The sequence below is a fragment of the Blautia sp. HCN-20427 genome (genome assembly GCF_037890365.1).
Classification (GTDB): domain Bacteria; phylum Bacillota; class Clostridia; order Lachnospirales; family Lachnospiraceae; genus Blautia.
The window spans coordinates 1-12,501 of record NZ_JBBKBX010000014.1 but is presented as its reverse complement, the minus strand read 5'-3'; the positions used below and the strand labels follow the sequence as shown (position 1 = coordinate 12,501).

The 12,501-nt window shown below is 41.8% G+C and carries 17 protein-coding genes and 1 pseudogene; all 18 read left to right on the top strand.

What is annotated here, in order from left to right; genetic code table 11:
- Window positions 1–84: 84 nt before the first annotated feature.
- Window positions 85–1,392: a bifunctional folylpolyglutamate synthase/dihydrofolate synthase gene (locus tag WKT17_RS09775; protein WP_291682551.1), complete on the top strand. Its 1,308-nt coding sequence runs from the start codon at window positions 85–87 to the stop codon at window positions 1,390–1,392.
- Window positions 1,379–1,528: a hypothetical protein gene (locus WKT17_RS09770; RefSeq protein WP_173748188.1), complete on the top strand. Its 150-nt coding sequence runs from the start codon at window positions 1,379–1,381 to the stop codon at window positions 1,526–1,528. Before WKT17_RS09775 ends, WKT17_RS09770 begins: the two co-directional genes overlap by 14 nt.
- A gap of 9 nt (window positions 1,529–1,537) precedes the next feature.
- Complete coding sequence (locus WKT17_RS09765) at window positions 1,538–3,010, top strand: tetratricopeptide repeat protein (RefSeq protein WP_340272601.1); 1,473 nt, start codon at window positions 1,538–1,540, stop codon at window positions 3,008–3,010.
- A 124-nt stretch (window positions 3,011–3,134) separates the two neighbouring features.
- The gene (locus WKT17_RS09760) at window positions 3,135–3,470 is read left to right on the top strand and encodes an STAS domain-containing protein (RefSeq protein ID WP_173748204.1); all 336 of its coding nucleotides are present in this window, start codon (window positions 3,135–3,137) and stop codon (window positions 3,468–3,470) included.
- Between the two features lie 12 nt (window positions 3,471–3,482).
- Window positions 3,483–3,926, top strand: coding sequence for an anti-sigma F factor (gene spoIIAB / locus WKT17_RS09755; protein WP_173748206.1), 444 nt, complete (start codon window positions 3,483–3,485; stop codon window positions 3,924–3,926).
- 8 nt (window positions 3,927–3,934) lie between these two features.
- A pseudogene (locus WKT17_RS09750) lies at window positions 3,935–4,165 on the top strand (sigma-70 family RNA polymerase sigma factor); the annotation flags it as partial.
- Window positions 4,166–4,371: 206 nt separating this feature from the next.
- Complete coding sequence (locus WKT17_RS09745) at window positions 4,372–5,118, top strand: hypothetical protein (protein WP_055180644.1); 747 nt, start codon at window positions 4,372–4,374, stop codon at window positions 5,116–5,118.
- Window positions 5,119–5,120: 2 nt separating this feature from the next.
- Window positions 5,121–5,915, top strand: coding sequence for a ParA family protein (locus tag WKT17_RS09740; protein ID WP_288937432.1), 795 nt, complete (start codon window positions 5,121–5,123; stop codon window positions 5,913–5,915).
- A complete protein-coding gene (locus WKT17_RS09735) occupies window positions 5,893–6,825 on the top strand; it encodes a ParB/RepB/Spo0J family partition protein (RefSeq protein ID WP_288937433.1) in 933 nt (310 codons plus the stop codon). Before WKT17_RS09740 ends, WKT17_RS09735 begins: the two co-directional genes overlap by 23 nt.
- Window positions 6,826–6,829: 4 nt before the next feature.
- Window positions 6,830–7,249 (top strand): DUF6050 family protein, encoded by a 420-nt coding sequence (locus WKT17_RS09730; RefSeq protein WP_288937434.1) that lies wholly within the window; start codon window positions 6,830–6,832, stop codon window positions 7,247–7,249.
- A gap of 127 nt (window positions 7,250–7,376) precedes the next feature.
- Window positions 7,377–7,775, top strand: a complete 399-nt coding sequence (locus tag WKT17_RS09725) for a hypothetical protein (protein WP_055180639.1) — start codon at window positions 7,377–7,379, stop codon at window positions 7,773–7,775.
- A gap of 13 nt (window positions 7,776–7,788) precedes the next feature.
- Window positions 7,789–8,187: a single-stranded DNA-binding protein gene (locus tag WKT17_RS09720; protein ID WP_027090287.1), complete on the top strand. Its 399-nt coding sequence runs from the start codon at window positions 7,789–7,791 to the stop codon at window positions 8,185–8,187.
- Between the two features lie 13 nt (window positions 8,188–8,200).
- Window positions 8,201–8,593 (top strand): hypothetical protein, encoded by a 393-nt coding sequence (locus WKT17_RS09715; RefSeq protein WP_144362987.1) that lies wholly within the window; start codon window positions 8,201–8,203, stop codon window positions 8,591–8,593.
- The gene (locus tag WKT17_RS09710) at window positions 8,586–9,464 is read left to right on the top strand and encodes a replication initiator protein A (protein ID WP_227081559.1); all 879 of its coding nucleotides are present in this window, start codon (window positions 8,586–8,588) and stop codon (window positions 9,462–9,464) included. Before WKT17_RS09715 ends, WKT17_RS09710 begins: the two co-directional genes overlap by 8 nt.
- A gap of 9 nt (window positions 9,465–9,473) precedes the next feature.
- The gene (locus WKT17_RS09705; protein ID WP_340272578.1) at window positions 9,474–10,292 is read left to right on the top strand and encodes a replication initiator protein A; all 819 of its coding nucleotides are present in this window, start codon (window positions 9,474–9,476) and stop codon (window positions 10,290–10,292) included.
- Window positions 10,292–11,086 carry an ATP-binding protein gene (locus WKT17_RS09700; protein ID WP_340272576.1) on the top strand — a complete coding sequence of 265 codons (795 nt, stop codon included), beginning with the start codon at window positions 10,292–10,294 and terminating at the stop codon, window positions 11,084–11,086. The genes WKT17_RS09705 and WKT17_RS09700 overlap by 1 nt, the downstream gene beginning before the upstream one ends.
- Window positions 11,087–11,167: 81 nt before the next feature.
- Window positions 11,168–11,659 carry a PcfB family protein gene (locus WKT17_RS09695; RefSeq protein WP_008371518.1) on the top strand — a complete coding sequence of 164 codons (492 nt, stop codon included), beginning with the start codon at window positions 11,168–11,170 and terminating at the stop codon, window positions 11,657–11,659.
- A partial coding sequence (locus tag WKT17_RS09690; RefSeq protein ID WP_340272574.1) for a type IV secretory system conjugative DNA transfer family protein occupies window positions 11,656–12,501 on the top strand: 846 nt, incomplete at its 3' end. The genes WKT17_RS09695 and WKT17_RS09690, both read left to right, overlap by 4 nt.

Below are 12,501 nucleotides of genomic sequence, written 5' to 3'. Positions count from 1 at the left end.
GTAAGTGACCGTACCGAAGGGTATGGCGCTCCATTACAGTGAAGTGGTACTTTGCATTAGAGGCAAAAGACAGGAGGAACTATCTTGTTTACATACGAAGAAGCAGTGGCTTATATTGAGAATATACCGAAATTTACAACGAAAAATAAATTAGAGCACACCAGGAAATGTCTGGACCTTCTGGGCAGTCCTGATAAAGATAGAAAAATTATTCATGTAGCGGGAACCAACGGAAAGGGAAGCGTCTGTGCTTTTCTGTCCTCCATGCTGGAACAGGGAGGATTTCGCTGCGGCCTTTTTACCTCCCCTCATCTGGTGAAAATCAATGAACGGTTTCAGATTAATGAAGTCATGATTTCAGACCAGAGATTTACAGAGGCATTTACGGAAGTAAAGAATCTGGCTGACCGTCTGGTAGAGGAGGGGGATTATCACCCCACCTATTTTGAATTTCTGTTTCTGATGGGAATGATTGTGTTTAAACAGGAGGATGTGGATTACATTGTTCTGGAAACCGGACTGGGCGGAAGGCTGGATGCCACCAATTCCGTGCTTTCTCCCATGGCCTGCGTGATTACATCCATCAGTCTGGACCATGTGGAATATCTGGGCGACACCATTGAGAAAATTGCAGGAGAGAAAGCGGGTATTATGAAAAAAGGAGTACCTGTCATTTTTGACGGCAACCGGAAAGAGGCGGCAGAGGTGATAAAAGCCAGAGCGGAAGAACTGGGCTGTCCCTGGTATGAGGTGAAGGAAAGCCGGCAGAAGCTGCTGAATTACACACCGGAGGGAATTCGCTTTTTGTCTGCTTCCGGGGTTTATGGCGAAACAGAGCTTTTCGTTCCATTTATTGCCAGATACCAGATGATGAATGCGGCACTGGCACTGGAAACCATGGGCGTGCTGAGAGAGGAGCATGGTCTGGAAAAAGAAACTCTGATAAAAGGCATTGGCGGCGCAAAATGGCAGGGGCGCATGGAGACCATTCTTCCGGGCGTCATTGTAGACGGCGCACATAACGAAGACGGTATCGCCAGATTTGTGGAAACCGTGTCTTATTTCCAGAAGGAGTATCCGATTACTCTGTTATTTTCTACTGTGGCGGACAAGGAATTTCCCGATATGATAAAGAGAGTCTGCAAAGGCCTGCAGTTTGCCAATGTGGTAACTACGGAAATCTGGGGCAGCAGAAAGCAGTCTGCAAAGGAACTGGCAGAACTGTTCCGCTTAAACGGCTGCAGTCAGGTGTTTGTAGAGCCAAATCCGGGGAAAGCCTTCGAACTGGCTTATGAAAAGAAGGGAGACGGCCTGTTGTTTGTGGCAGGTTCACTGTATCTGGCGGGGGAGATTAAGGATTATGTAAGGAGGAATATACATGATAAATTATGAGGAAGAACTGAAGAAATTCCAGCCCTGTCTTGATGTGGACGACGCAGAAGGGGCCATTTACCAACAGGATTTGACAGACGTCATAGATGTTCTGAAAGAAATGCTGAAAGAGAACGAAAGCACTTCGGATAAATAGGAGAAGATTATGAATTGTATTGTATGTCATGCACAACTGACGGCTTCGGACTATTGCCCAAAGTGCGGGTGCAATGTGAAGGCCTTGAAAAAGGTCTATGCCCTGTCCGGTCTGTATTATAATCAGGGGTTGGAAAAAGCCCAGATTCGGGATTTGTCAGGAGCCATTACCTGTCTGAAGCGAAGTCTGAAAATGAATAAGCTGAATATTCAGGCCAGAAATCTGCTGGGACTGGTTTATTTTGAAACGGGGGAAGTAGTGGCAGCTTTAAGCCAGTGGGTTATCAGCAAAAATATGATGCCTGAGGGAAATCCTGCTTCCGGGTATATTGATAAACTGCAGAAGAACGCCAACCGTCTGGATATGATTAACACCAGTATTAAAAAGTATAATCAGTGTCTGGAATACTGCAGAGATGACAATCCCGATATGGCGAAGATACAGCTGAAAAAAGTGCTTTCCAACAACCCCAAGCTGATTAAGGGGTACCACCTTCTGGCGTTGATTTACATGAAGGAAGGGGAGTACGAAAAGGCAAGAAAGCGATTAAAAGCTGCAGCCCGCATTGATAAAACCAATACCACCACCCTGCGGTTTTTAAGAGAAATCGAGGAACAGACCGGCCGTGCAACCAATCTGGATTCCAGATTTAAGATGAAGGAAAAGGAAGTGGAAAAGCAGGATGGAAGTGTGGTTTACCGTTCGGGAAATGATACCATTATCCAGCCTCCGGAGTACCGGGAAAAGTCGATTACCAATACTCTGGTAAATCTGGTTCTGGGACTCCTGGTAGGAGCCGCAGCCCTGTGGTTTCTGGTGGTGCCGGCCAAAACCCAGAAAATCAATCAGGAAGCCAACAAAAAGGTGGTGGAATACAGCGATAAAATGGCAACTTTGTCTGCGGAGTTAGACCGCATGCAGGAAGAGATGGACGCTTCTACAGATTCTGTCAGCACAGCGCAAAGCCAGATTGAGCAGGCAAATACAAAGGCTTCCGGCTACGAAAACCTTATAAAAGCATGGCAGGCTTACCGGGAGGGCAGCTACAGCACAGCAGCCAACGCCATAGAGGGTGTCAATGCAGAGTCGCTTTCCGTAGAGGCGAAAAGTATGTATGACAGTATGATGAGCGAAATCGGCAGTACCGTGAAGTCTAATTATGAAAATGAAGCGGCTTCTGCTATGGAATCCGGGGATTATGATACAGCAATTTCCAATCTGGAAAAGGCTTTGAACATCGGAGAACAGGATAGCGATACCATGTTTAACCTGGCTCAGGCTTATGACAAGAAAGGCGATACGGAAAATGCCAACAAATGGTATCAGAAAATCATAGACGAGTATCCGGGAACCGATACCGCCCAGGACGCTGCAGACTATATGCAGGCCAACGGCGGTCAGGCGGCAGGAAACTCCGGGGATGATGACGCCCAGTCCGGGCAGAGCACAGGAGAACCTGTAACTCAGGACGGCGAAGAATAGAAAACAACAGAGAAACCTTGAAGAAAAGGGCGCATACGAAAGAGTATGCGTCCTTTTCTTCTTAACTACAAAGACAGACCTATTGGCACAGCAGGGAAAGTGATTGCAGAAAGGGGAAGAAAGAATGGAAGAAAACATGGTAAAACGGGGAAATCGGCTGATTGTCTATGTGCCCAGAGAACTGGATCATCATTTTGCAGAGCAGATAACAGAGACATTGGATCAGGAGCTGGAAAAGGGGATTGTCCGCCAGCTGGTCTTTGATTTCTCTGCCACAACCTTTATGGACAGTTCGGGAATCGGTATGATTATGGGAAGAAAGCGGCTTTTAAGCTGCTGCGGAGGCACAGTAAGCGCCATTCATGTCAACGATAGAATCTGGCGCATTATGCAGCTTTCCGGGATTTATAAACACATTGAAATCAGCCAGGAAGCGGTATGGAACCGCAAGATGCGATAGGAGGGGAGAAGAATGGAACATAAAAACAAAATGGTGCTGGAAGTGGAGAGCCGTTCCTGCAATGAAGGGCTGGCCAGAATAGCTGTGGCGGCCTTTGCCACTCAACTGAATCCTACTTTGGAGGAGGTGGCGGATATTAAAACCGCAGTGTCTGAGGCCATTACCAATTGTATTGTCCATGCATACGAGAAAGAAACAGAGCTTATCCGCATTGAGTGCTTCTGTCAGAATAAAGAACTGACAGTCATTATCCGGGATACGGGAAAAGGCATCGAGGATGTGAAAAGGGCCATGGAACCTCTTTTTACCACGAAGCCGGAACAGGACCGCTCCGGTATGGGGTTTGCCTTTATGGAGGCCTTTATGGACCGAGTATCGGTGGAATCCTGTCCGGGCAGGGGCACATCCGTAACCATGAAAAAAATCATCGGAAGGCAGAATTCGGTTTTTGAGTAGGAGGTTATATGGATGAGATTCTTGCCCTTATCGGGCGCGCGCACCAGGGAGATAAGAGAGCAAGAGAGATACTGACAGAAAACAATATGGGACTGGTTCACAGCATTGCCAGAAGGTTCCAGAACCGGGGCGTGGAGATGGAGGATTTGATACAGATTGGATGTATCGGTCTTTTAAAGGCCATTGACAAATTTGATACTTCCTATGATGTGCGGTTTTCCACATATGCCGTGCCAATAGAGTAAGATAAAGGAAACGACCGGAATAGCCTTAAAATAAGGGATTTCTGATAAAGGCATTAGATTAAAAATCAGTGCTGTCAGATAAACATTTCGATATCTTATGTTGAAATAGCAGTGTAGATAAGATATTGAAAACAATTCGGAATTGTTTCTGACAGAAACCTTCTTGAATGAGATGATGAGCATTCAAAGGAGGTTTTTTTATGGCAAGAATTATGACAAGAAGAAAAGCCATACCAAAAGCAATTGAATTACTACAATGTCTGCCACAGACGGAGGAAGTAGTGGAAGTGATACAGGCATTAAAAAAATATTCCTCCACCCCATTGGATAGGTGGGATGTAGCCAGTGTATATGAAGCATTGGATGAATGGACAGAATCGCATGGTGGAGTCCCGCCGAAAATAAAAGAGTGTGACAGTCATAAGGAATTGCCAAGTCATATGGTCTTTGAAAAGCTTTTTGGAAAAACAGCAAAAGAGTTTCTGAACGATTATTATGGAGAAATCGAATATGTAAGGATTGGACGTCATGGAACAAAATGTGTTGATGATCAATATGATTTTCTGGAATTATTCAGAAATGAATTTGAACGAATACAACCGGCAACGTCAAAAATATATGATGCTTGTAGAAATCCAGAAACGCCATCATGGGGAACAATCGCAAGAAGGTGTAAAGTATCTTCCTGGTCAGAGCTGGTTACGCTGTCTGGTGTAGAGGCGAATTGCATCAGAAGAAGATATGACACATATAATATTAGAAATAAATTGAGTGTTTCACAAAAAACAAATGTGGAAACAAATCTGACAGTACACGAACAGAAAGAAGAAAAAGAACGATTTGAGGCATTGTTGATAAAGACACATGATTTAACATTGCAGGCTGAGAAGCAGGAAAAGGCAGAAAAAGCAGTTTCAAAACATACATTACGAATTGGGAGGAAATAGAGATGGCAAAAGTTATAGCAATAGTCAATCAAAAAGGCGGTGTCGCAAAGTCAACTTCGTGTGTGAATTTAGGAATTGGACTCGTTAAAAAAGGATATAAAGTTCTGGCAATAGATTTCGATCCACAAGGAAGCTTAACAGAGAGTCTTGGTTATCAAAATCCAGATGAATTGGAAATAACTGTAGCAACAGTTCTTCATTGTGAGATGAACGGTCTTGAATTACCAGAAAGTTATGGAATTCTTCACCATGAAGAGGGATTGGACATTCTTCCGGCAAATATTGAACTTTCTGGGGTAGAAGTCAGCCTGGTAAATGTTATGAGCAGGGAATATGTGTTAAAACAGTTTATCAAGTTAATTTCGCCGGAATATGATTACATCCTGATTGATAATATGCCATCGTTAGGAATGCTCACTGTAAATGCACTTGCAGCAGCTGATTCGGTTATCATCCCGGTTATGGCACATTATCTTCCGGTTAAAGGTCTCGAACAGTTGATGCAGACAATATATAAAGTCAGGAAGCAGATAAATCGAAAACTTCAAATTGACGGAATCTTACTTACCATGGTGGATCGCAGAACAAATTTTTCAAAAGAGATTATAGAATTACTTCATGATAATTATGGAGAATATATCCATATTTTTGAGACTGCAATTCCGTTTTCTATAAGAGCTGCAGAGACGAGTGCTGAGGGAGTAAGTATTTATAAACATGATCCCAAAGGACGTGTTGCCGAAGCATATAAGAAACTGGTAGAGGAGGTGATTGATGATGGCAGTGAAAGAGAGTAGTGCTTCAAAGATAAAATTCAAAGGTGTAGATGCACTGTTTGGATTGTCAGAGGAGCAGGAGTGTGTGCGAGAAATTCCATTGGACGAGCTGGATACATTCAAGAACCATCCGTTTAAAGTATTCAGGGATGACAAAATGGAGGAAATGATTGAAAGTATTTCAGAATATGGAGTTCTTGTGCCAGGAATTGCAAGACCTTCAAATTCTGGGGAAAAGGATTATGAATTAGTAGTGGGGCACAGAAGAAAATATGCTTGCAGAGAATTGGGACTGAAAACAATGCCGGTTATTATCAGAGATATGTCTGATGATGAAGCAACTGTAGTTATGGTCGATTCCAATATTCAAAGAGAAAACCTGCTGTATAGTGAGAAAGCATTTGCATACCGCATGAAGTATGAAGCACTGAAACGTCAAGGCAGAAGAACTGATCTAACTTTGGTCCAAGTTGAACCAAAGTTAAAAAAAAGATGGGCAGCTGAGATGGTAGGTACAGAAGTCGGGGAAACAATGAGTACAATCAAACGATATATACGATTGACCTATTTGTCGAATTATTTGCTGGAGTTTGTAGACAAAAATGAATTGCCATTCACTGTTGCAGTAGATATATCGTATTTAAAAAGCAATGAGCAGTCGTTATTATTGGCGTTCATAGGAACAACAAAGAAAATGCCTAATGGATCTCAGGCAAAAAAATTGAAAGAACTTAGTCAGCAAAAAGAATTGACTGGAGAAGATATTGAGAAAATTCTTAGAGGAGAAGCAAAAGTGAATTACCAGAAAATCAGCTTTTCAGAAAAGCAACTGCAAAAATATTTTCCACCAGATTATAAGAAAGAACAAATTGAAAAAATTATATTTCAGTTATTAGATTCGTGGAAGGCACAAACAGAACAAAGGGGATGATAGAATGGAATATGATAAGCAAATAAGATATAATGATAGCCAGATGGAAAGATATCAGGCATATATTTCTAAAGTACAGAAGATAAACAGATTGGATAAGAGGACAAAAGAAATGACGATTGGAGATGTAATTAAAAAATCAATTCTGCCACTGATATTTATGGTATTCTGGTTTTGGATGACAAAAACAATTATGAAAGTCAGCGGACAGACGGATTGGTTCTGGTGGATATTTATTGACGGATTACCATTTGGAATACATAAAATGCGGTTGATTCTAATCCCAAGAGGAATGGATACCACAGCAACACTTGGTATGGCTGCATTAAGTGTCATCATTGGAGCATTGATCGGAAGTATCATGATTCCAGTGTATGTGATCAGAGCGATATACGTTTTTATACGGTATATCATTGAAAGATAGAAAATAAGTTTGATAAGAGGCAGGCTTGCGAAAACAAAAATCGCAAGTCTGCCTCTTTTTTTGTGCCTAAAAACAGGCAATTCAGGGTAAATCCCTTTTGCAAATATAAATTTTGGAGGATTTCATTATGAGAGAGCGAATTGAAAGCAAGCATGTAACAAAAGAAATCAAAAGTCAGATGCCAGTGATTCCGGTTGAGATTATCAAAGAAAGAGGTTGTACGTTCTGCCCATATTATCTGGGAAGCTATGAGAAACAACCACGATGCATGATGAAAAATTGTGCCTGGGATGATGAAAAAGAGCGTTTCCATCCAGTTCTTCGTGAACTGATTCCGTTTTACAAAGAGAAAATGGAAAAAGCAGAAGAAAAGTTCCTGGCAATGAAAAAGATTTATACAACCCTGCTAGGAATGTTTGCCGATGAAATGAGGCAGGAAGAGTTGGAAAAAGATGAATGTTACGGATGTGCCTATGGAAAATGTGGACCATGTATCGGTATCTGTTACAAATCAATGAAAGCATAGGAGGGGTAAGCCAATGAATACAACAATTATTTCCGGGCGATTGGTAAGAAATCCCGGATACAATGAAGTGGAGAATGAAAAAGGACTTCATAAGATTGCCAAGTTTGTTCTGGCAGTCAGAAGAAATTATTCTGATGAAGTCAGTTTCATTCCGGTAAAGGCTTTTGCAAAGAAAGCAGAATTTGCCAGAGATTATCTGATGCAGGGAACGAAGGTCATGGTGGAAGGCGAGATTGTCACAGGTAATTATGAAGATAAGGATACCGGGAAAAAGATCTATACCACCGAAGTGTATGCAAACCGGATTGAATTCGCAGGTGCAAAAATGGTTGACAGACCACCATTTCCAGAAGATGCGGAAGGGTTCTTAGAGATCCCAGAGGGCATGGAAGAAGAAATGCCGTTTAGATAGAGGAGGATAAAAGATGGTTTCAGTAGATCAGGCGTATATGGTAGGGCATATGAAAAATGCCGATGGAAGTATCAATAACAAAAATGTAGTGCTGTCAGCAGCATGTGAAGCAGCGGAACTGTTCCAGTGCATGATGTCAGTAAATCAGAAATTGGAAGACTGGCAGAGATTTAACCACACCTTGGAGCTGCATCTTAGAAGTGTGGAATGTGAGAAAATCCATGATATCTGTCAGGCAGTATATGGAATGAAACATCCGTCCGATGAACTGGAAGGATTGTATCTGGCAAGAGAGGATGAACAGATATGCCTTCTGTACTATCAGGTATTTGTAGGGATGTTGGAAATCAATATTAATTCAGCCGAAGTGCTGTACAAACAGAAGGAGGAAACAATCAATGAATAAGATGGAGTATATGCCGGTAGATTGTCTGCAGGTGCCGAAGGTGCTGTTCCAGATGGAAAAATACAAAAATCTGTCAAATACAGCAAAGATTTTATACAGCTTATTTCTGGATCGTTTGAAATTTGCGGTGCAGAATGGTTGGGTAGATGGTAAGGGGGATTTGTATGTAATCTATCCAAAAAGTGAAATGAAGAAAGACCTGAATACAACCAGATATGGGGTAGATCAGGCAGTACAGGAACTGGTGGAGATTGGAAATCTGGTGCGCATCATTCCGAACAATGGAAAGGCAAACCACTTTTATATCAACGATATTTATGAAAATGAGATGGAGGAAGAATCAATGATGACATTAGACAGCATTATGGCAAATATGCCGATGGAAGAAAGAGAAATCATTATGGACAAGATGGTGGCAGCATCCAGAGATATTCTGGAAACAATTGCAGATATGGGATATCTGGATGAATATGAGACACCACTGACTTCAATGGAAGAAAGAAATTATCGAGATGAGCTGGGACAGCTTGATGTTGATCAGATTTCCTGTGATGGCTATGAATTTGGCATGGATCTGGCGTTTGGAATTCTTGAAGAGAATGAGGAAAATGCTGATAGAGTACTGGATATTCAGCAATATGTGAACAGGCAGAATAAAAAGTGTTCAAAAAAGAAATTTATGAAAGTTCTGGAGACTCTGGTACACGCAATAGGAAATGATGAAGGATTTATTGCCGATATGTATGCGTGTGATAAAGAGGCTAGGAAAATCTATTTGGAAGAAGCTATGAATGCATTCAATTATGTGCTTGATGAATTATGTCATGGTACAGGCAGTGCTGCAAATTGTGATTTTGATGTAGAAGAGTAGGAAAATATTATGGCAGATTTTGAATATTTCAGAGCAGAAGAATCTGACCAGTTTTCTTTCTTTCGGATACCAAAAGCTCTGTTCACAGAAAAAGAGTTTGCAAGCCTGTCCACAGACGCAAAGCTCCTTTACGGAATTCTGCTTGATCGAATCAGCCTATCCAAGAAAAATGGATGGATAGATAGTGATGGTTATGTCTATATCATTTACACGATCGCAGAATTGCAGGAACTATTGCGAATGTCGCATACGACAGTGACAAAGCTTCTTTATGAGCTTGACAGTGTGCATGGGATTGGATTGATTGAACGGTATCGGCAGGGGAATAATCGTCCTTCTGTCATATACGTGAAAAATTTTGTGAAACGGATTAGAGGAAAGCCAGTAAGATACTTTGCTTCTGGAACGCCAGAAACTGGAAATCTGGACTGCAAGGAATTGGAAATCCGGATTGTAAGAAACTGGAAGTCCGGAACGCAAAAAAATAGAAGTCCGGACTGCAAGAATCTGGATGGAAGTAATACTAAGATAAATAAGACTGAAAAGAATCATACTGATAAGAGTAAGGGCAATACTCCTGCTCTGGAAGAAAAATTCAGTCAGTATGGTAGATTTAAAAATGTTGTCCTGTCAGAAGCCGAACTGCAGGAGTTGATGACGTTATTTCCATGGGATTACCAGAAACGGATAGATCATCTTTCTGTTTATATGAAATCCAGTGGAAAAGAGTATCAGAATCATTTTGCAACAATCTGTCTTTGGGCAGAACGAGATGGAGCCAGGGCAGGAATGGATAAATATGAATTTCAGGAAGGAGAAAGCCTGTGATGGAAAATAAAGTAACAACAGATTATCTGGATGAAGAGGGATGTCTTCATTGTGGTATCTGTGGAAAAAGAAAACAGATGAAAGTTAGTCTGATGGGATTTGAGCATGTAGTGTCCTGTTTGTGTGAATGCGAGGTAAAAGCCAGGCAGGAACTTGATGAGAAGATGCAGCGGGAAGAAGCACAGCGGCAGCTTTATCAGAGAAAATCCGTCGGACTTCGGGAAAGAAGATTCTGGGAATGGAAATTTGAAAATGACAATGGAAGCAACCAGAAGATACTAATTGCCAGGCAGTATGTAGAAAACTGGACAGATATGAAGAGAAAAAATGTAGGACTGCTTCTGATGGGACCAGTTGGAACCGGGAAGAGTTTTTTTGCAGGCTGTATTGCAAATGCACTTTTGGAACGGGGAGAACGTGTCATGATGACGAATTTTTCCAGGATCTTAAATGAAATGACCAGCTATCAGGCAAATAAGAACCAGATCATACAAAATCTTGTGGATTATCCGTTGCTGATTATTGATGATTTAGGAATAGAACGAAATTCTGAGTTTGCTTTGGAGCAGGTCTATAATGTGATAGACAGCCGCTATTGTAAAATGCTTCCGCTGATCGTAACAACGAATCTGGGACTGAATGAAATGAAATCGGCAGATTTAGATACTGCCCATCAGCGTATTTACAGCAGAATACTTGAACTGTGTGTTCCCATCTATTGTGGTGGAGAAGATAAGAGAAAAGAAGAAGGGACAGAAAAACTCGTACAGGTGCAGAACCTGATTACCGGTTAATCTGTTTTTTTTATTAAAGGGGGTGATTGCCATGATTACAGATATGGACAGCAGTTGAATCGCTGAAAGGAGGGAAAAGTCATGCAGGAAGAGGTAACTCAGAAAACGGTCACGTTCTGTATTCGGGCTACTAAGATTACGGCTGACCTGTTGAAAAAGGTTCTTGTTGCGTATCTGCGTCATCAGAAGCAGAAATCAGTAGAGAAGAAAGCACAAAAAAATCAGCCGAAACAGGGAAAGGTCACGGTAAAAGAGCTGGCAAAACAGAATGCCGGGATGGTCAATATCGAGATCACGGACAAAAATATCAAGTCCTTTGAACGGTATGCAAGAAAATACGGGATCAATTATGCTCTGAAAAAAGACAAGAGCAAAGATCCTCCGGTTTATCTGGTATTTTTCAAGGGACGTGATCAGGATGCCCTCAATGCTGCTTTCCGTGAGTTTTCCCAGAAACAGATTCAAAAAGCGAATAAGCCTTCCATTCATAAGCGTCTTGCAGCTTACCGGGCAATGATGCCAAAGAAGACGAAGGACAAAGTAAAGAACCGGCATCAGGAGCAGAGTCGATGAAAAAGAAAAGCGGCAAAACTCTGATGCAGAAGTGGAAGAATAAAATCGGGGGTAAGCTGTCCGTCCTGGATAAAAAGAAACTGGTTCTTACAAATATCCCTTATGCTCTGGTTGCTTTCTATGCAGACCGGGCATTTTTTCTTTACCGGAACAGTCCGGGAGAAGATATGGGGAACAAACTTTTATATGCAATGGAACACGCAGACCGGATTTTTGCTGGTTTGGTGTTAAGCAATAATTGGAAAGATCTGCTAGCAGGTATTGTTGTTGCAGTCGTTCTGAAAGTGTTGGTTTGGCAGAAACAGGCAGACGCAAAGAAATTACGGAAAGGCATCGAGTATGGTTCAGCCAGATGGGGAACCGCAGAGGATATCAAGCCTTATATGTCGGAAGATCCATGGATGAACATTCCATTGACAGCAACAGAAGCACTGACCATGGAGAGCAGACCGAAGCAGCCGAAGTATGCAAGAAATAAAAATATAGTGGTCATCGGCGGCAGTGGTTCCGGTAAGACACGTTTTTTCGTAAAACCATCGGTCATGCAGATGAACTGTTCCATGGTCATTACAGATCCGAAAGGCACTTTGATTGAAGAGTGCGGGAAGATGTTAGCAAAGGGACCACCTAAGAAAGATAAGAATGGAAATATCATGAAAGATAAATCTGGAAAAGTTGTACATGAGCCATATGTGATTAAGGTTCTGAATACCATCAATTTTTCCAAGTCCCTTCATTACAATCCATTTGCTTATATACGGTCTGAAAAGGATATCCTGAAGCTGGTAACGACAATCATTGTTAATACCAAAGGTGAAGGGGAAAAAGCTTCCGAAGATTTT

What these genes read in the sequence shown, in the direction of transcription:
- WKT17_RS09730 (WP_288937434.1), top strand. Translation starts at nt 6,830, where the DNA reads ATGGAATATGATAAGCAAATAAGATATAATGATAGCCAGATGGAAAGA.
- WKT17_RS09725 (WP_055180639.1), top strand. Translation starts at nt 7,377, where the DNA reads ATGAGAGAGCGAATTGAAAGCAAGCATGTAACAAAAGAAATCAAAAGT.
- WKT17_RS09710 (WP_227081559.1), top strand. Translation starts at nt 8,586, where the DNA reads ATGAATAAGATGGAGTATATGCCGGTAGATTGTCTGCAGGTGCCGAAG.
- spoIIAB (WP_173748206.1), top strand. Translation starts at nt 3,483, where the DNA reads ATGGAACATAAAAACAAAATGGTGCTGGAAGTGGAGAGCCGTTCCTGC.
- WKT17_RS09770 (WP_173748188.1), top strand. Translation starts at nt 1,379, where the DNA reads ATGATAAATTATGAGGAAGAACTGAAGAAATTCCAGCCCTGTCTTGAT.
- WKT17_RS09720 (WP_027090287.1), top strand. Translation starts at nt 7,789, where the DNA reads ATGAATACAACAATTATTTCCGGGCGATTGGTAAGAAATCCCGGATAC.
- WKT17_RS09700 (WP_340272576.1), top strand. Translation starts at nt 10,292, where the DNA reads ATGGAAAATAAAGTAACAACAGATTATCTGGATGAAGAGGGATGTCTT.
- WKT17_RS09765 (WP_340272601.1), top strand. Translation starts at nt 1,538, where the DNA reads ATGAATTGTATTGTATGTCATGCACAACTGACGGCTTCGGACTATTGC.
- WKT17_RS09695 (WP_008371518.1), top strand. Translation starts at nt 11,168, where the DNA reads ATGCAGGAAGAGGTAACTCAGAAAACGGTCACGTTCTGTATTCGGGCT.
- WKT17_RS09740 (WP_288937432.1), top strand. Translation starts at nt 5,121, where the DNA reads ATGGCAAAAGTTATAGCAATAGTCAATCAAAAAGGCGGTGTCGCAAAG.
- WKT17_RS09760 (WP_173748204.1), top strand. Translation starts at nt 3,135, where the DNA reads ATGGAAGAAAACATGGTAAAACGGGGAAATCGGCTGATTGTCTATGTG.
- WKT17_RS09735 (WP_288937433.1), top strand. Translation starts at nt 5,893, where the DNA reads ATGATGGCAGTGAAAGAGAGTAGTGCTTCAAAGATAAAATTCAAAGGT.
- WKT17_RS09745 (WP_055180644.1), top strand. Translation starts at nt 4,372, where the DNA reads ATGGCAAGAATTATGACAAGAAGAAAAGCCATACCAAAAGCAATTGAA.
- WKT17_RS09705 (WP_340272578.1), top strand. Translation starts at nt 9,474, where the DNA reads ATGGCAGATTTTGAATATTTCAGAGCAGAAGAATCTGACCAGTTTTCT.
- WKT17_RS09715 (WP_144362987.1), top strand. Translation starts at nt 8,201, where the DNA reads ATGGTTTCAGTAGATCAGGCGTATATGGTAGGGCATATGAAAAATGCC.